Genomic DNA, 17,710 nt, shown 5'->3' on the forward strand with positions numbered 1-17,710 from the left:
CCGGGAATGCCCCAGGGTTCATGCGGCGGCCAGTTCCCGGTGCCGCACCGCCAGCTCGGTGCGGGAGCGCACGCCGAGCTTGCGGTAGACGTTGCCCAGGTGGAACTCGACCGTCTTGGTGCTCAGGAACAGCTCCGAGGCCGCCTGGCGGTTGGTCGCACCTCGAGCGACCGCGCGGGCGACCTGGTATTCCTGCGGGGTCAGCTGCTCGACCGGGATGCTGTCCGGTCGGGTCCGCACGGTCTCCCCGGTGGCGGTCAGCTCCTGCCGGGCCCGCTCCGCCCAGACGGCGGCGCCGAGGCGTTCGAAGAGCTCCAGCGCGAGGCGTAACTGGACCCGGGCGTCGACCCGGCGCCCGGCACGACGGAGTCGCTCTCCGTACGCCAGGTGGGTGCGTGCCGTCTCCACCGGGCACGCCGCGGCGGCGTGCTCCTTCAACGCGTTCTCGAAGCACTCGTCGACCTCCGTATCGGGTCCGGCCAGCCCCCGTATCCGCCAGGCGACCGCCACGTCGATCGAGAGGTTCGCGCCTCGCAGGTGCTCCGCGAGCACCTCCCGCATCGGCCCGGTGAGTCGGCGGCCGCTGCGCAGGTAGGCCTCCATCATGTCCCGGCTGCTCTCGATGAGATCCGGTCCCGCGTCCGGGAGTTGGACACCTTGGCGCAGTTGGTCGATCGCCTCGTCGTAGCGGCCCAGGCTCAGCTCGAGCAGGGCGAGGGCTTCGCTGGCGTCGCGCGGATAGCCGGTCTGCGGGCCGCACAGCTCGAGCGCCGCCCGGCCGTGCTCCCGGCAGGCCGCGACATCGCCGCGGATCGCCTCGACCAGCGTGAGCAGGCTCAGCCCCAGGTAGCGCCAGAGCAGGTCGCCGGTGGTCGCCGCCAACTCGGCCGCCTCGGTCGCGGCCGCGCGGGCCGCGTTCACCCGCCCGGCCCGGACCGCCGCGGATCCGAGCGCGTAGAGCGCGAACGGTAGGAGGCCCAACGCTCCCCGGGTACGCAGGTCGTCCACGAGCGGCACCACCATGTCCCGGCCGAGGTCGTGCTGACCGGTCCAGGACAGCGCCGCCGAGGCGAGGATGACGTACTCGACGGGTGGCCGGTCCGGCCCGGTGCGGCGGGCCAGCTCGGCGCAGCCGGCGAGCAACAGCACACCGTCGCGGTGACGCCCGAGGTGCATCAGCGTGATGCCCTGGACCAGCCTGGTCACCAGGTTCACGCTCGCGGACGGATCGGTGGCGATCCGCCGCGCCTCGTCGGCGGCCGCGATCGCGGCCCCGGTGTCACCGGCCAGCAGGGCCGCCATGGCGGCGTCGGTGAGCAGCTCGGCGCGGCGGGCCGGCTCCTCGTCGGAGAGCGACCGGGCCGCCTCGCGCAGGATGCGGTGCGCGAGCGCGGGGTGCCCGGTGAACGCCTCCACGCGGCTGCGGCCGGCGGCGACGGCGACGCGCATGTGCACGTCGTGGGCCAGCCCGTCGGCGGCGATGAGCATCTCGCGGGCCCGTGTGTTGAGGCCGGCGAGCTGCGCGTCCGCGGCGGCCAGGTACATGCGGCGGGCGCGCGACGCGTCGTCCTCGCTGAGTGCGGCCGCCCGTTCCAGCGCGCTGACCGCGGCGGCATACCCGCTGCGGGCGCGGGCTGTGCCGGCGACCTCCTCGAGCGCGGCGGCGACCTGTTCGTCGGTGCCGAGGGTGGCCTCGGCCAGGTGCATGGCCCGCTCGGCGGCGTGCTCCGGCGCCGTGAGCACCGCCGCGAGGACCCGGTGGACCGCCCGGCGCTGCGCCGGCCGGGCCGTCGACAGCGCGGCTGTGGCGAGCAGCGGATGGCTGAACCGCACCACCTGACCCTCGAAGCCGACCAGCCGCTCCGCCTCCAGCTCGGCGAAGGTCTCGCGCGGGATCCGCATGATCTCGGCGGCCTCCAGCACGGCCGCCAGCCGTGCCGAGGTGCTGGAGGCGAGCAGGAGCAGCGCGACCCGCGCGTCTTCGCTGAGTGCGGCGACCCGCCGGGAGAAGAGGAGGCCGGCGGTGGTGCCCGCCGGGATCAGGCCGGGCATCGGCTGGCGGCCGGCGACCTGTGCCGGTGACAAGTGGTCGAGGACCTCGAGCAGCGCCATCGGGTTGCCCGCGGTGCCCCGCGTCAGCCGGCGCACGAGATCTCGGTGCGGGAGCTCGCCTCGAAGCTCCACCACGAGGCGGGACGTGGCCTCCTCGTTCAGCCGGCTCACCACCAGCGACGGCAGGGCGGTCGCGGCGCCGCCGGTCGGCTCGGGTGAGCGGCTCGCCGCCAGCACCGCGACGCCCTCGGCCACCAGGCGGCGGCAGCTGAAGGCCAGGGCCTCGGCGGACGGAGCGTCGAGCACGTGGGCGTCGTCGACCACCAGGAGCAGCGGTGCCTCGTCGGCGAGCAGGCTCAACAGGCCGAGGGTCGCGGCATAGACGGAGAAGCGGTCGGCGGCCTCGGCCGGACCGAGCGCGACGGCGCCGCGCAACGCGCGGGCCTGGACCGGCGGCAGCTCGTCGATGCGGTGTCGGTGCGGCAGGACGAGCTGGGCGAGGCCGACGAAGGTGAGCTCCTGCTCGGGTTCCCAGCCACGAATGCGGTGCACGCGCATCCCGGTGGCGGCGGAGACCGCCCACTCCAGCAGGGCGGTTTTGCCGATGCCCGCCTCACCGCGCAGGACGAGGACACCGCTGAGACCCTGACGGGCCGCATCCAGCAGCTTGCCTATCTGGCGTGTCTCGACCTCCCGTCCGAACAGCACGCCCCAACGTACCGTCCGTGACGAATTGATCGCGATACGTTCCACTGTCGGCCTCAGGACGCTTCGAGCCGACCCAGGGATTTCCCGGACGCGAACGGCACGTCCGCGCGCTTCGATGACGGCAGTCCATTCCCGAGACTCCTGGAGGAAACCATGGGTACGGCCACACTGAACGTCTGGATCACCGGGATCGGTGAACCGTGCAAGATCGACCTGGAGCACCGGTGGTACGTCCACGTCCTCACCTGTGAGGGTGACTTCCTCCACTGGTGCCGCGACGGACGAGAGGCGGTGCCGTACACCAATATCGAGACCCACTGCGGCCACGCCGAGTTCGAGGTCCCGCCGGGGCAGTACCTGGTGATGGCGACCTGGTCGCCGAGCGCGGGCGACCCGCACCAGCTCGGCAACCACCTCACCCACCTGCAGGTGGTCCGGGTCGACTGTGACGACCACGCCTGCGTCACCCTGTTCCCGCCGACCGCGCACTTCTGCGGGACCTGGTTCCAGATCGCGCTGGGCACCCTGGTCCGGCTCGGCGACGCCGACCGCGATCTCGCCGATCGGGCCATCCGCGCGATCGGCGACGTCCTGCAGCGGCTGCCGCAGCCCCCGGACCGCCTCACCGAGGCCACCGCCAAGCTGGCACGCCGCCCCGACGACGCCGGCTGAGCCGACGCCCTCCGCCGCTGACGACGCCACGGCGGCGGAGTGCTCGGCGATCCGCTCGCCCACACCCCGATCCGTCCTGGCTGGACATTTGCACGCCGGGCTGGCGGGAGCACTCGGCGGGGCGATCCGACCCCGGGTTTTCCCCGAAGCGGTTCGGACGCCCTGGGCGCGAGGGTGGTCGAAACATCCCTCGGCACCGAAGGGCGAGTCATGAAACCCCTACTCCCGGCGTTGGCGTCCGCCGCGCTGGCGGTCGTACTGCTGCTGTCCGCCTGCGGCGCACCGGCCACGGATCCCGACTTCGATGGTTCGCCGGACACGACACGACCGACCACCGTAACGCCCCGTCCCGATCCGACCACCGCTGTCACGACACCGCCGACCACCGTGCCGGCCCGGCCCGACCCGACCACCGTTCCCGCGGCTCTCCCCGCGACGCTCGTCGGCTCCTGGGTCAGCACCGGCGAGGGCAACGCAGAGATGATCTACGAGTTCGACGCCGATGGCACGTACCGGTACGCGGGCGTGCTCATGCAGCAGCGACCCTCGGGTCTCTTCAGCTTCGAGGTCGGCGCCGCCGGCACCGCGCGGGCGACCCGGACCCGCATCACCCTGCGGCCGCAGCGCGGCACCCAGACACTCAAGGACCCGGACTCGCCCGACGGCGGCTGGCAGCGACCGGCCGACACGACACCGAAGGTACTGCGCTGGCGGATGAGCGGCGACAAGCTTCTGCTGACCGACGACGAGGACATCACCGTCACCTACCGGCGGCAGTGATGGACACCCGGCCGCCTGTCGCCCGTGGCCGGGCCGCCGTTCGGCCACTGCCCCGCACCAGAACGGGCTCATGGCTGAACCTGCTGCAAGCGGCGATAACGGTCGCGGTAGCCGTCGGGGTCGCGGCCTCCGCCGTGCTCTCCTCCCGCGCCAGCGGCGAATGGCACGACGCGTCGCGGCAGGAGATCACGTGGTCCGCCGCGCTGGTCGAGGACCTTCGCCACGTGTACGGCGACGAGGCGCCGTTCGCGTTGCACGTCGCGATCGCCGACTCCCGCGCCCGCGCCCTGCGGCTGGCGGCCGGCGACGCCGGCTCGGCCGGCGACCTCGCGGCCTGGGAGTCACTGGCCGAGACGCAGACCGTGGGACACCTTCGGCAGGCCGCCAAAGGCAGCGGCGGCTTGCTCGATGGGGACCGGTACCGCCTCCCGGAAGGCGGCTACGACATCGCGCGGCGCCTCGCGGACATGCGCGGCGCTCACCCGGATCTACGCGACCGCGATCCGGCCGGCGCCATGGCCGACGGCGACGCCGCCATGCGGCAGGCGGTGACGGTCGCGCTTGCCACCGTGCCGCTCGTCGCCGTCTTCGTCGTGCTGCGTGGGTTGATCCTCTGGTCCGGCGCCCGTGCGGTCCGGCGCGGAGCCCGTGCGCGCAGCGCCGTACCCGACGTCGGACTCGTTCCCGGCCCCGACCCGGAGCGGCGGACGGCCGGCCCCTTCGGCGCTGTCGCCCTGCTCGGCTGGATCCTGATCTCCGTCCTTCCCGCCGGGATCATCGTCGCCGGCAACCAGGAACAGCGCGCGCACTCGATCGCGACGCGGGGTGCGACGAAGGTCAGTACGGCGATCACGGCAAGCAGCGTGGTCCGAACGTTCCAAGCCGAGGGCGAGCGGGCGCTCGTCCTGACGGAACTGCGCGGGTACGCCCGCGAACTGGCCGCCGTCGACACGGCCGACGAGCTCCAGGCGGCCCCGCGGACCGTCGTCGCTCGAGCCGACCAGCAGGCGCTTCCACGGCTACGGCCGCTGGTCGAAGCGATGACCCGGCTGCCCGAACCAGCGTCGGGCGTGGACCCGCGAACCAGCCGGATAGCCGCCACCGGCCCGACGCAGTGGGAGGCGCTGCGCAAGGAACAGAATCGCGCGGTCGATCTCGCGGAGCGTGCGGGCCAACGCGGCGACACCCTCCAGGTCGCCGTACTCCTGGCTTCCCTCGGCATGACCCTGTCGTTGCTGGCGCTCGCCGGTTCCGCACCGGTGCTGATCCGGCGCGGATCCGGCACCCTGCTGGCTCTCGCCGTCGCCGCCACGCTCGGCGCCTACTTGCTCTGAGCCCTCCCGGGTCCGCACCGGAACGCCGCCAACTCACGGTCGCGTTCCGGGCTCCCGGTCCGGTGGACCGCTCGCATCATCATGTCCGCGGGTGGCGGGCCCTCGCCGGGCCGGGGGAATCACCGGCGTCGCGCGAGCCGACGTACCCGGCCCGGGTGGGGGTTTCCTCGGAAGCGGGCCGGAGGGTCCGCAATCGAGGGTGGTGCTGTGCGGAACGGACGGGCTGACGTCACGCCACCGCACGCCATCGATGAGGGAGGTGATTTCCATGACGATCAAGATCAGGCGACTCGAGAAGATCGAGACCACCGGTGCATGCGCTTGCTGCGGTTGCACGGACTGCTGACCACTGCCGGTCCCGCGTCGCTCGGCGCGGGACCGGATTGTTTCCGGCTCCCCGGGGCCGGTTCGACCCGACGAGGAGGACCAGGATGTATCTGCCACGTATCAAGAGCGTGTTTCCACCCGTTCCCCTGGGCGACGGTCGCGTACGCCTCGGGGCTGACTTCGGCATAGCCTCCGAGATAGCCGACGAGAACGGCGAAGTGTGGCTCCTTCTGAACCTGATGGACGGCACGCGCACCCGCCCGCGGCTCGCGGCCGACGTACACGAGCGTTTTCCGGCCGCAACGCGGGAGGAGGTCGACAATGCGATCGACACTTTGATCGACATGGGATTCGTCGAGGACGCTGCCAGTCCCCTGCCCGCGGCCCTGTCAGTGGCGGAGCGTGAGCGGTACCGGCGCAACCTCGAATTCTTCTCGTTCTTTCACCGGCCGCCGCTGACGCCCGGGGACTTCCAGCTCAGGCTGCGTGACGCGCGGGTCACCGTGCTCGGCGTCGGCGGGTTCGGATCGTACGTCGCACTGAGCCTGGCCGCGGTCGGCGTCGGCCACCTGACCCTCGTCGACCACGACCGGGTCGAGCTGGCAAACCTCAACCGCCAAATTCTCTACACCGACACCGATGTCGGTCGCCTCAAGGTGGAAGCCGCCGCCGAGCACCTGGCTGCGGTGAACCCACACGTCGACGTCGCCGTCCGAGCGGAGATGGTGGACGGCGTCGCCGCCGCGCGACGCTGCATGTCGGACCGGGACCTGCTGGTCTGCGCCGCGGACCGGCCCCGACTGAGGATCTATCACTGGCTGAACGACGCGGCTCTCGCCGAGCGGGTCGCCTGGATCCGAGGCGGAAACGACGGCCTGACCGTCAATCTGTTCCTGCACGTGCCGTACCGGACCGCGTGCTTCGCCTGCGTCGAGCGCGAGGCGGCTGAGAGCCGGCCGGAATACCTCCCCACGGTGAACCACATGGTCAACGTCATCGGTGATCGCACTGTCAATCCCTGCACCGCCCCGATGGCCGGGATGATCGGCAGCGTCGCCGCTCTCGAAGCGGTCAAGTTTCTCAACGGCATGGCGGATCCCTTGATCGCCGGTCGCAAGCTCATCGTCGACATGCAGCGGATGGAGACCGAATTCGCCGAGGGAAAGCGGCTCGACGACTGCCCGAAGTGCGGCTCGGGAGTGACGGGCGATGTCCTCGTCGCCTAGCGCCGCCGCGGCCGGCCTGCACGACGACAGCGTGGTGGAACTGTTTCACCTGCACGTCGGCGACAGTGAGCACCAGGAGCACGAGGTCGGCCGCGTGGACACCGGGGTCTTTGTCGCCCTTCCGGCGGAGGGCGTGGCGCTGGTGAAATGGTTCGCGGCCGGGCTTCCGCTGCGGCAGGTGCGCCGGCGATTCGTCGAGACGTACGGCGAACCGCCGGACATCACGGCCTTCCTGGGGGCCCTGGCCGCCTGTGGCTTCGTCCGCTCGGTCGACGGTCGCCCGTACCCGCCGGACGGCCCTGGCGCCGAAGGCGATTCCGGCAGCTCTCGCACACGCGGCGTGCGAATCTTCGCCGACCTACCGCGGGAGCGAGTGGCGTGGCTGCTTAGTCGACCCATGCGATCGAGCTACCAGGCGGTGTGGGCGGCTGTGGCCGTCTTGCTGATCGTCGTGCCGTGGTTGCGACCGATCCCGGGCGACGCTCTGCTCCTGCCGGGGGTGTTGACCAATGCGGTGGTGATGGCTGCTCTGGGGTGGGTTCTCGTCCTCTTTCACGAGATGGCCCACGCCATCGCCGTACGGGCGCTGGGTTGCGTCGGCCGGTTGTCGTTGAGCCATCGACTGTGGTTTCTCGTCGCCCAGACCGAGATGAGCGGAGTGCGCGCCGTTCCCCGGGCCCGCCGCTACGCGGCCTATCTGGCGGGGATGACGTGGGATCTCTGCGTCGTGTTCACGTGCCTGTGCCTGCAACTCGCGGGGCTCGCCGAGGCCGTACCCCGAAGTCTCATCTACCTGCTGAGCCTGAGCATGATCTTCCAACTGTCGGTGTTCATGCGGACCGACATGTATTTCGTCGTCGCCGAGCGGCTGCGTGTGGGCAACTTGATGAGGGACACCCGGCGATTCCTCACCGCCCGGGCCCGGCGGACGTGGGGAATCCACGCCCGCGACGACCTCAGCGATATACCGCGTCGCGAGTTGACAATCATCGGCTGGTACGCCCCCGTATACCTGGTCGGGACCGCCGCCACGCTCAGCCTGTTCGCGCTACTGACCGTCCCCGCGACATTGACGATGTTGCGCATCGCCGCCTCCGGCCTGTTCCTCGGCCCTAAGACGGCCGCTTTCTGGGAGGGAGTCGGCTTCATCGCGCTGGTGGCCGCCCACGGCGCCGCATGGACATGGTCGATGGTGACCGAACGACGACGGCGATGACCTCGGGCGGTGGGGAATGCTTATGGGCCTGGTAGCGGACTGGGCTTCGGTTTCACCGACGAAAGGTTGAGGCTGTCCGTGATCTGATTGCTGGTCTCGCCGGCTGGTTCGAGAATGCGACGTGACTCAGACAGCGGAATCGGCCATCGGCGGGGGCGGACGGGTTGAGCTGATCCTCGGCGACCTTTTCGAGAGCGACGCCCAGATTCTGGTCGCGCCGTGCAGCGTGCGGGGCACCATGACGGCGGAGGTTCGTAACCAGGTCACCCGCCTGGGTGCCGAGCTACCCGTCGGCCCGTTCACACCGGGGCAGGTAATCGCCGCTCCCGCCAGTGCCTCGGCGCGTGGCGTGACCGTCGTGTTCGCCTTGGTGGCGGGTTCCAGGGACTCCGACCGCGCCGGCGGCATTGACCTCGTGCGCGGCGCGGCGAGCCGGATCGGCGAGCTCGCGTCCAGCGCGGATGCCGTGGTCGCGGTTCCGCTGCTGGCCGCGGGCGCCGGCGGTCTGGCGCCCGAGCAGTCGATGCGCGCCATTGTCGCCGGGTTCTCCGAGACCGCCCACCGGGCCGCGACGCTGCGGATCCACGTGCTGTCCGAGCGACTCGTCGACCGTCTGCGCCCCCTGCTGCCGGAACCCGGAGCCGAGGATGAGGGCGAGGGAAATGCGGAGGTCGCCGCGAGGCACAGCGAGGAAGTCCAGAGCCTGGTGCAGCGGTTCGCCGACCAGCAGATCACGGCCGGTGCTGTCGCTGCCACGGCGATGGCGATGGACCCGGGTGGGTCCGCACCGGCCCCGACGTCGGAGGATCTTGTCGCTGCCGGCGGCACCGGCACGATCAACGACCATCTCGAGGCCGCTCGGAAGTGGTGGTCGACGGAGCGCGTCCCGATGTTCGGGCGTACCCATCTCGTGCTGGGTCTGGCTTTGGACGCCCGCGTCGGCTGGCCGCTGCTTGTCTCCGGAGCTGTCGGTGCGCTGACGGCGCGGTGGGCGACGGATCGCGACGGCACCCTGTGGGAACTGCTCAGCCAGGCCGGGCGGGACATCGCGGAAGACCAGCCGATGCTGGCTACAGCGCTCGGCGCACCCGCGGAGTGGTCGACGACGTTGCCGGCGCCCGCGTCCCTGTTGGCGTTCTCTCCGGCTGGCGACCGGGTCGCGGCTCTCGTCGGCCGCGAGGTCTTCGATGTCGGTGCGGACGGCTCGACCCGCCGGGTCGGCGAAGTCGACGTTCCGCTGGTCTCGCTCGGCTGGGGCCGCGACGGGATTCTCGGTCTGTGCCTCGGCGGTGGCGTGGCGGAGATCATCCGGGTGGAGACCGGGATGATCGTCGGCCGGGTGCCCAACGTGACCGCTGGCCGGCTCGGCAGCGGTCTGCCCGCGTGGTTGGTGGGCCCTGACGAGGTCTTCCGCTGGTGGGGTCCCGGCCAGCGGGCGGATGACACGATCGTGTCATCCGCCCACGCGGTGCTCGCCGTCGACGGCACCGGTCGGCGTGGCCTCGTCGGGGTTGGTGACGACGCCATCCTGGTCAGCACCCTCACGGAGGATCAGCCGTCCGCGGGGAGCCAGCTTGCGGCGAAGATCGGGCACATCCGTCGGCCGGAGGGACCGTCGGCGCTCATCGTCCTGGGCAAGCGGGTAGCCATCGCGGTGGTCACCAAGGACGACCGCGTCACGGTCGCGGAGCCGGGAGGGCCGCACATCGCAAACATCCTGGCCGATGGATCGCCGATCGACGCCCTGGCCACCAACGTGAGCGGACACTGCCTCGCGACCGCGAGCGGTAGGCGGCTCTCGGTATGGCCGGTGGCCAGGTCACGTCCCGTGTCTCGCGGCGTTGCCGGCTACCACCCCGACAGTGTGCTCGGTGTCGATCTGCTCGACACCGAACGCGACGCCATGGCGCTGGCCGGCCTGATCGCGTCGGAACGCCTGCGTCCTCCGCTGGCGATCGGCCTGTTCGGCGAATGGGGATCGGGCAAGACGTTCGTCCTCGATCGGATCGTCGCCATGCTCACCGACCTCGCCGCGTCGAAGGACCAGGGCTACGTCGACGACATCACGATCGTCACGTTCAACGCCTGGCACTACGCGGAGACGAATCTGTGGGCGAGCCTCGTCGACCAGGTGTTGCGGAAGGTCGTTCCGCCGGCCATCGAGGACATCCCGGAAGTGGAGCAGGCGTTGCGTCAGGCCGCCGCCGCGGTCGAGGAGGTCAGCCGGGTCGACCGGGAGCTGGCCAAGGCTGACGCGGCGGTCGAGCAGGCCACGTCGCGTCTGGTGCGGCGACGACGTACAGCCTGGGTCATGGGTGGTGTGATCATGCTGTTCGCCGTGGCGGCGGTCATCGCGGTGGTCGCCGGAGGAGCTGGCGTCGTGTTCGCGGCGGTGAGTGGAGCGACGGCGGTCATCGGCTACGTGGCGGCGGCGACTGCCCAGATCCGTAACGCGCGGAGTCAGGCGGCGGAGATCGCGGAGACAGGGCGCGCGGGTCTCGGCGCCGTCGGTCGGTTCACCGGTCATACCGCCGAGGAGTCCGCGCGGGCGGCCGCCGCGCACCGGCAGAACCTCCTGGACGAGCAGCGCGCCGCGCGAACCGAAGCCACCCGCCTGCGGACCCAGGCGGACCGACTGTGCCGGCAGGCGGAATCCGACCACGTCGGCGCGGTGCTCGGGCAGCTGTCCACGCTGACCGAATATCGGGAGCAGTTGAGCCTCGTGACCCGCACCCGCGAGCGGTTCGACGTCATCGACAAGGCCTTCGTCCGAGACAACCGCCGGGTCGTCATCGCGATCGACGACCTCGACCGGTGCGCGGCCGAAAAGGTCGTCCAGGTCCTCGAGGCCGTGCACCTGCTGTTCAATTTCCCGATGTTCGTGGTCGTGCTAGCGGTCGACACCCGCTGGCTGGACCAGTCCCTGCGGATCCGCTACCACCAACTCCTCGGCGGCACCGACGCCGCGGCACCGTCCGACTACCTGGAAAAGATCATTCAGATTCCGGTACGGCTGGTGCCGCTCGACGAGAGCCTGGTCCGCAAGATGATCACCGGTCTGACGGGCCGGGCCCCGAACGACTCGTCCGCAGCGCGGCCCGACCTCCACTCCACCGACTCGCCGGCCTCCACCGATGACACCTCGCCTCCGGCGCGGCCCGCGAGCGCACCCGTGACTGCCCTATCCGGCAAGGAAACTTCCGTCCACCATGCACGCTCGCCGCGACGCCACCTGCCCGCCGAGGTCCTGGAGATCACCGAGGCGGAGGCGGCCGCCATGTCGGCGGTGGCTCCGCTCGTGGGCACCACACCGCGTACGGTGAAGCGGTTCGTGAACACCTACCGCCTGCTCAAGGCGCGAGTGAAGGATCCGCGCGAGTTCGACCACCGGCGCGGCGGCATCGGCGACCACGAGGTTGTCGCTTTCCTGCTCGCCGTGATCACCGGTCAGCCCGCCGCGGCCCGGATCCTCCTGACGACCGCGAGGCTGGCGTCTCCGAACGGAAGCCTGCGGTCGGCGACGGAGGATCCCGATCCCGCGTTGGTCGCCGTGCACCGATGGGTCGAGGAGCACCCTCGCTTCGGTGACGCGCCGAGCCACCGCTTCGCCGACTGGGCACCCGAGGTCGCCCGGTTCTCGTTCAACCCGTAGCCGACCGAGCGCCGATGGTTTCGGCGAGTGCCCTCCGGGCGTACGCGCGCACGTCAGCGTCGGGATCGGCGGAGACGGACCGCAGCACCGCCGTCACCTCGGCCCGGTGTGCCCACCCGGCCAGGGACCGGACGGCGGCGCGCCGTACGTCGAGGTTGGCGTCCCGGGTGGCCGCTGTCAGCGGCGGGACGGCGAGCTCCGGTTCGGCCCCGCCGAGGGCCTTCGCGGCACCCTCGCGCACCTGCCAGACCTCGTCCACCATCGCGTCCACCGCCACGGCGGCCAGTTCGCCGTGGCAACCGATCTCGCCGGCCGCCTGCAACGCGGCGGCGCGGACCAGCGGGTCGGCGTCGGCGGAGAGCCGTCGCAGGGTCGGGGCGCCCCGCGGGTCCGCGACCGTGCCTACGCCGTGCGCCACGGCGACCCGTACCTCCCGCGCCGCGTCGGCCGCCGCGGCGGCCAGCCCGTCGATGTCGTCCAGGCGCACCATGCCGCGGACGGCCAGCAGGCGGACGCTCGCGTCGACGTCGTCGGCGGCGGCGCGGAAATCGGCGGTCCGGCCGACACCGGTCGTCCGCCGCAGTTCCGCGACCACCTGGCGTACCAGCGGGTCGGGGCTCGCCGCGGCGTGCCGCAGCCGGGCGGCCAGGGCGTCGGTGGCCCGCAGGACGTCCGCGAGCTCCCGCAGGCCGGTCACCGCCGCCGAGCGGACCTCGGCGTCCCCGTCGTGCAGCGAGTCGACGAGGGCGTCGGCCACCCCTTCGGGCGCCGCCTCGGTGAGCGTCGCCACCGCGGTGCGGCGTACATCGGGATCGGGATCGTCGAGGAACGGCCGGAACGCCGCCAGTGTCTCGTCGCGTTCGGCCAACGCGAGCACCGCCAGGATCCGGTCCGCGGCCGGTGTGTCGAGCCGTACCGTCGACGTGGTGTCCGCCGCGCCGGGGGCCACCGTCCGGAAGCGGCGCACCTCCGCGACGACGGTCTCCGCCGGCCCGCCCGGCGGGAGCAGGTCGTCGACGGGCACCAGGTACTCGTTCACCGGCCGCTTGACGAACTCCATGTCGCCGTCGGCGCGGCGGCGCAGGTTCAGGTGGAAGAACCAGTCCGCGTCGTCGCGTACAGGGTGGTCGGTCCGGTCGTGGTAGAGCCCCCAGCGGCTCTCGGTGCGCACCAGCGACGCCCGCGCCGCCATCTCCGCGCAGTCGCGGATGAACATCACCTCCGCGCAGCGCATCAGCTCGTGCGGGGTGCGCGCGCCCATGCCGGCGATCTCGTCGGCCATCCGTTGGAACGTCTCGACGGCGATCTCCAGGTTCGCCGCGGACTTCGGCGGGGCCACGTAGTCGTTGACGAACCGACGCAGCTTGTACTCCACCTGCGGCTGCGGCGGGCCGTCCGGGTGGCGCAGCGGCCGGTAGATCAGCTCGTGCGCGGCGGTGATCTGATCCTCGGGCAGCGGCGCCGGGGCGTCGGGGAGGGCGGCGGCGTGCGTGCCGGCGAGGTCGCCGAAGACGAACGCGCCGATCATGTAGTTGTGCGGCACGCAGGCCAGGTCGCCGGCCGCGTACAGGCGGGGCACGGTGGTGGCGCCGTTCTCGTCCACCCAGACCCCGGACGCGGAGTGTCCACCGCAGAGCCCGATCTCGGAGATGTGCATCTCGACGTCGTGGGTGCGGTAGTCGTGGCCCCTGCCGGCGTGGAAGGTGCCGCGCGTCGGTCGCTCGGTGCTGTGCAGGATTCCCTCGAGCTGACCGATGGTCTCCTCCGGCAGGTGGGAGAGCTTCAGGTAGATCGGGCCGCGATCGCTTTCCAGCTCGCGGGCCACCTCGGCCATCATCTGCCCGGACCAGTAGTCGCAGTCGACGAAGCGTTCGCCCCGGTTGTTGACCTGGTACCCGCCGAAGGGGTTCGCCACGTACGCGCACGCCGGCCCGTTGTAGTCCTTGATCAACGGATTGATCTGGAAGCATTCGATGCCGGACAGCTCCGCCCCCGCGTGGTACGCCATCGCGTACCCGTCGCCGGCGTTGGTCGGGTTCTCGTACGTGCCGTACAGGTAGCCGCTGGCCGGCAGGCCGAGCCGCCCGCAGGGCCCGGTCGCCAGGATGACGGCGCCCGCCGACACCGTGACGAACTCGCCGGTGCGGGTGTCGAAACCGACCGCGCCGACGGCCCGCCCCTCGTGGGTGAGCACGCGGACCGGCATGACCCGGTTCTCGATCTGGATCTTCTCCCGGTATTCGCGGGTGCGCAGGATCCGGTACAGCACCTTCTTGACGTCGCGCCCTTCGGGCATCGGCAGCACGTACCGGCCGGAGCGGTGCACCTGCCGCACCGCGTACTCGCCGTACTCGTCCTTCTCGAACTTGACGCCGTAGCGCTCCAGGCGCCGCACCATGTCGAAGCCGCGGGTGGCGGTCCGCAGGACCGTGCGCTGGTTGACGATGCCGTCGTTGGCGCGGGTGATCTCCCGGACGTAGTCCTCCGGCGTCGCCTTGCCGGGGATGACGGCGTTGTTGACACCGTCCATGCCCATGGCCAGGGCGCCGGAGTGTCGCACGTGGGCCTTCTCCAGCAGCAGCACCCGGGCACCGTGCTCGGCGGCGGACAGGGCGGCCATCGTGCCGGCGGTGCCGCCGCCGACGACGAGCACGTCGCAGCTCAGTTCGCGGCGTTCGGTGGGGGAGGGGATCTGCATCAGTCGGTCCTGTCGTCTGCGCCGAGTGCGGCGAGGATCGTGCCGCGGGCGGCCCGGACCACCGGGGTGCCGCGGGTGGCGGAGTCGCGGGGCTGCGGCACGTCGACCACCGTGTGGACGCCCGTCGCGCCCAGCACGGCGACGCGGTCGCCGATGAACAGGGCCTCGTCGACGTCGTGGGTGACGAACACGACGGTGGCCGGGGTGGCGCGCAGGACGTCGACGAGCAGCCGCTGCATCGCGGCGCGGGTCTGGGCGTCCAGGGCACCGAACGGCTCGTCCATCAGGATGGCCCGGGGCCCGCCGGCGAGCGTACGGGCCAACTGGACGCGCTGGCGCATGCCGCCCGACAGGTGCGCCGGGAGGCGTGACTCCTTGCCGGCGAGGCCCACCCGCGCCAGCCACGAGTCGGCCCGGGCGCGGCGGTCGGCGCGGCCCACCCGGCGGATGCTCAGCGGAAGCTCGACGTTGCGTCGCGCGGTGCGCCACGGCAGCAGCGCGTCGTCCTGGAACACCAGGGCCCGGTCCGGCGACGGGCCCGCGATCGGGGAGCCGTCGGCCGCGACGGTGCCGGCGGCCACCGGCAGCAGTCCCGCGAGTGCTCGCAGCAGGGTGGACTTTCCGCACCCCGACGCACCGACCACCACCAGGACCTCGCCGGGCGTCACGTCGAGTGTCAGGTCGCGGATCACCGGCTCGCCGCCGGGATAGCCGAGGCTGACACCCTCGACCCTCAGGTGCAGGCCGGATCGCCGGCCCGTCGCCGCGGACACGTCGGTGAGCGTCATCGCACCCCTCCCGCGTGGCGGGCGGGCAGCCAGCGGGTGACGCGGCGGCCGAGAAGTTCCACGGCGGCCGCGGTGGCCCAGCCCAGGACGCCGATCGTCACCATCCCGACGAGCACGGACGGATAGTCCACGATGGTGTACGCGTGCCAGGTGCGGTAGCCGACGCCGAAGTCCCCCGAGATCATCTCGGCGGAGATCACGCAGATCCACGACACACCCATGCCGACCGAGAGGCCGCCGAACACGCCCGGCAGCGCACCCGGCAGGACGACGCTGGCGAGCACCCGCCAGCGGCCGCCGCCCATCGTCCGGACGGCGTCCTCCCACACCGTCGGCAGCGCGCTCACCGCGTGCCGGGTGCTGACCAGAATCGGGAAGAACGCCGCGGTGAACGTGATGAACACGATGCCCTCCTCGTTGCGCGGGAAGAGCAGGATCGCCACCGGCACGAGCGCGATCGCCGGGATCGGCCGGACCACCTCGAACAGCGGCTGCAGCACGTCGGACAGCAGCCACGAGCGGGCCACGGCGATCCCCGCGCAGATTCCGACGACGGCGGCGAGGGCGAAGCCGGTCAGGATGCGTACGAGGCTCTGCGCGATGTCCTGGTAGTAGACGGGGTCTCCGGCGACGTGGACGAGCTGCTCCGCCACGGCCAGCGGCGTGGGCAGCCGGTCGAAGCGCACCCACAGTGTCACGTCGGCGGCGGTCAGCCACTGCCACAGCAGCAGAGCGCCCAGGAGCGACCCGATCCGGACCGCCCAGCGCCGCGGGTGCGGCCGGCGGCCGGCGCCGCGGACGGCCGGAGCGGAGACGGGCTCGGCGGCGGGCGCCACGGTGGAGACGGTGGTCATGAGGACGCCACCGCCTCGGCGTACGTCACGACCGTCGCGCCGGGGTGCGCCGCCACATAGCGCTGGGCGGCTGCCGCGCCGAGGAACGGGCGGAACGCGGCACCGTCGCGTACCCACACGCTCTTGTCGGCGAACCAGCGGGTGCCCGTGCCGGCGTCCGGCACATAGGCGGCTGTGATCCGCTGCCCGGCGGACTGAGCGGCCTTGACGGCGCGCAGCAGACAGGCGGGGTCGGCGGCGGGCTGGGTGCGGTCGCCCACCCACAGCTCGCCGGCGAGCGCCGCGTCGCCGACCGGCTTGCCGCAGACCGGATCGGTGCCGGTCAGCGCCGCCTTGTTGGCGGTGCTGGCGAGGTCGGCGTCGTACCCGGCGCCGTAGACCTCGCGCAGGTAGCTGTCATCGACGAACGCGGACAGGTCGATCTGCTGCAGGACCCCGATCGACTTCAGGAACGGTACGTCCTGGTCGAGTGCGGCGCGCAGCCGCGGCTTGAGCGTGGGGTCGAACGTGGCGACGCCGTTGGCGCCGTTGTAGAGGTACACCACCTCGGGCGGTAGGCCGGTCGCCTTCGCCACGGTCCGCGCGGACTCCAGCGGCTCGCTCCACAGCAGCTGGTTCGCGTCGAGCTGGGCCTGGAGGAACGCCTTGACCACGTCGCGGTTGCCGGTGGCGTACTTCTCCCGCACGACGGTCCCGTGCAGTGTGGGTACGCCGAGCTCGCCGCCGTCGTACAGCACGGTGGCGTTGCCCTGGTGCACGAGCAGGCCGGGCCACGCGACGAACTGCGACAGGGCGGCGACGTTCCCGGACTGCAGGGCGGACGCGCCGACGGGCGGCTGCTGGTTCTCGACCTTGACGTCCTTCGGGTCGATCCCGTTCTTGCGCAGCGCCTGGACGAACAGGCCGTGGCCCGCCGAGCCGGAGCTGGCGGAGACGACCTTGCCCTTGAGGTCGGCGAGGGAGCGGACCGGAGAGCCGGGGGCCACCACCACGGTGTTCAGCGCTCCGCGCAGGTTGTAGCCGGTGACCGCCACCATCTTGGTGCGGGTCTCGGCGGACTGCTGGCCCCGCGCGCCGTTGATGAGCAGGGGGTAGTCGCCCATCGAACCGATGTCGATCTTGCCGGCCATCATCTGCGCCGTGATGGGCGCGCCGGTGTCGTAGTCCTGCCACGTGACGGCGTACTTCTTGCCGGTGCGCTGGCCGAGCTCGGCGAGCCGCTTCTCGAAGAACCCCTTCTCGCGCAGCAGCGTGCCGGCGGTCACCGTGTTGATCGTCTTGGACTGGTAGCCCACGACGACGGCCTCGGCGTCCGCGTCGGCCGCCTGCCCGGCGACCGTGCAGCCGGCCAGGGCGGTGACCAGCGCGACCAGCGGGGCGGTACGGCGAACTCTCATCGGGAA

General features: G+C 71.8%; 11 protein-coding genes. 6 read left to right on the forward strand and 5 right to left on the reverse strand.

Features of this window, described 5'->3' with window-relative positions; all coding sequences use genetic code 11:
- Window positions 1-18: 18 nt before the first annotated feature.
- A complete protein-coding gene (locus AB0M36_RS17765; RefSeq protein ID WP_364158463.1) occupies window positions 19-2,760 on the reverse strand; it encodes a LuxR C-terminal-related transcriptional regulator in 2,742 nt (913 codons plus the stop codon).
- A gap of 153 nt (window positions 2,761-2,913) precedes the next feature.
- On the opposite strand from AB0M36_RS17765, the gene AB0M36_RS17770 reads away from it, so the two are divergent.
- The 6 genes from AB0M36_RS17770 (at window position 2,914) to AB0M36_RS17795 (ending at window position 11,967) form a co-directional block, all read left to right on the forward strand.
- On the forward strand, window positions 2,914-3,432 hold the full coding sequence (locus AB0M36_RS17770; protein WP_364158466.1) for a hypothetical protein: 519 nt from the start codon (window positions 2,914-2,916) through the stop codon (window positions 3,430-3,432).
- 210 nt (window positions 3,433-3,642) lie between these two features.
- Window positions 3,643-4,212, forward strand: a complete 570-nt coding sequence (locus AB0M36_RS17775) for a hypothetical protein (protein ID WP_364158469.1) — start codon at window positions 3,643-3,645, stop codon at window positions 4,210-4,212.
- Window positions 4,212-5,546 (forward strand): hypothetical protein, encoded by a 1,335-nt coding sequence (locus AB0M36_RS17780; protein ID WP_364158472.1) that lies wholly within the window; start codon window positions 4,212-4,214, stop codon window positions 5,544-5,546. Before AB0M36_RS17775 ends, AB0M36_RS17780 begins: the two co-directional genes overlap by 1 nt.
- 431 nt (window positions 5,547-5,977) lie before the next feature.
- Window positions 5,978-7,099 (forward strand): ThiF family adenylyltransferase, encoded by a 1,122-nt coding sequence (locus tag AB0M36_RS17785; RefSeq protein WP_364158475.1) that lies wholly within the window; start codon window positions 5,978-5,980, stop codon window positions 7,097-7,099.
- Window positions 7,083-8,315 carry a hypothetical protein gene (locus AB0M36_RS17790; protein WP_364158478.1) on the forward strand — a complete coding sequence of 411 codons (1,233 nt, stop codon included), beginning with the start codon at window positions 7,083-7,085 and terminating at the stop codon, window positions 8,313-8,315. The genes AB0M36_RS17785 and AB0M36_RS17790 overlap by 17 nt, the downstream gene beginning before the upstream one ends.
- Window positions 8,316-8,436: 121 nt before the next feature.
- Entirely contained in the window at window positions 8,437-11,967 is a 3,531-nt protein-coding gene (locus tag AB0M36_RS17795) for a P-loop NTPase fold protein (RefSeq protein ID WP_364158481.1), read from the forward strand.
- Here AB0M36_RS17795 and AB0M36_RS17800 read toward each other — a convergent pair.
- From AB0M36_RS17800 to AB0M36_RS17815, 4 genes are read right to left on the reverse strand one after another with little or no spacing between them, the layout of a single operon-like run.
- Window positions 11,957-14,665 (reverse strand): fumarate reductase/succinate dehydrogenase flavoprotein subunit, encoded by a 2,709-nt coding sequence (locus AB0M36_RS17800; protein WP_364158484.1) that lies wholly within the window; start codon window positions 14,663-14,665, stop codon window positions 11,957-11,959. The genes AB0M36_RS17795 and AB0M36_RS17800 overlap by 11 nt on opposite strands.
- Complete coding sequence (locus AB0M36_RS17805; RefSeq protein ID WP_364158487.1) at window positions 14,665-15,453, reverse strand: ABC transporter ATP-binding protein; 789 nt, start codon at window positions 15,451-15,453, stop codon at window positions 14,665-14,667. Before AB0M36_RS17805 ends, AB0M36_RS17800 begins: the two co-directional genes overlap by 1 nt.
- Complete coding sequence (locus AB0M36_RS17810; RefSeq protein WP_364158490.1) at window positions 15,450-16,307, reverse strand: ABC transporter permease; 858 nt, start codon at window positions 16,305-16,307, stop codon at window positions 15,450-15,452. Before AB0M36_RS17810 ends, AB0M36_RS17805 begins: the two co-directional genes overlap by 4 nt.
- Window positions 16,304-17,704 carry an ABC transporter substrate-binding protein gene (locus tag AB0M36_RS17815; protein WP_364158493.1) on the reverse strand — a complete coding sequence of 467 codons (1,401 nt, stop codon included), beginning with the start codon at window positions 17,702-17,704 and terminating at the stop codon, window positions 16,304-16,306. Before AB0M36_RS17815 ends, AB0M36_RS17810 begins: the two co-directional genes overlap by 4 nt.
- Between the last annotated feature and the right edge of the window lie 6 nt (window positions 17,705-17,710).

It is taken from the genome of Actinoplanes sp. NPDC051346 (genome assembly GCF_040682215.1).
Lineage (GTDB): Bacteria > Actinomycetota > Actinomycetes > Mycobacteriales > Micromonosporaceae > Actinoplanes.

Bases quoted from the DNA above. Each gene is read 5' to 3' on its own strand.
- AB0M36_RS17810 (WP_364158490.1), bottom strand. From the start codon at position 16,307: ATGACCACCGTCTCCACCGTGGCGCCCGCCGCCGAGCCCGTCTCCGCT.
- AB0M36_RS17790 (WP_364158478.1), top strand. From the start codon at position 7,083: ATGTCCTCGTCGCCTAGCGCCGCCGCGGCCGGCCTGCACGACGACAGC.
- AB0M36_RS17785 (WP_364158475.1), top strand. From the start codon at position 5,978: ATGTATCTGCCACGTATCAAGAGCGTGTTTCCACCCGTTCCCCTGGGC.
- AB0M36_RS17775 (WP_364158469.1), top strand. From the start codon at position 3,643: ATGAAACCCCTACTCCCGGCGTTGGCGTCCGCCGCGCTGGCGGTCGTA.
- AB0M36_RS17815 (WP_364158493.1), bottom strand. From the start codon at position 17,704: ATGAGAGTTCGCCGTACCGCCCCGCTGGTCGCGCTGGTCACCGCCCTG.
- AB0M36_RS17770 (WP_364158466.1), top strand. From the start codon at position 2,914: ATGGGTACGGCCACACTGAACGTCTGGATCACCGGGATCGGTGAACCG.
- AB0M36_RS17805 (WP_364158487.1), bottom strand. From the start codon at position 15,453: ATGACGCTCACCGACGTGTCCGCGGCGACGGGCCGGCGATCCGGCCTG.
- AB0M36_RS17780 (WP_364158472.1), top strand. From the start codon at position 4,212: ATGGACACCCGGCCGCCTGTCGCCCGTGGCCGGGCCGCCGTTCGGCCA.
- AB0M36_RS17800 (WP_364158484.1), bottom strand. From the start codon at position 14,665: ATGCAGATCCCCTCCCCCACCGAACGCCGCGAACTGAGCTGCGACGTG.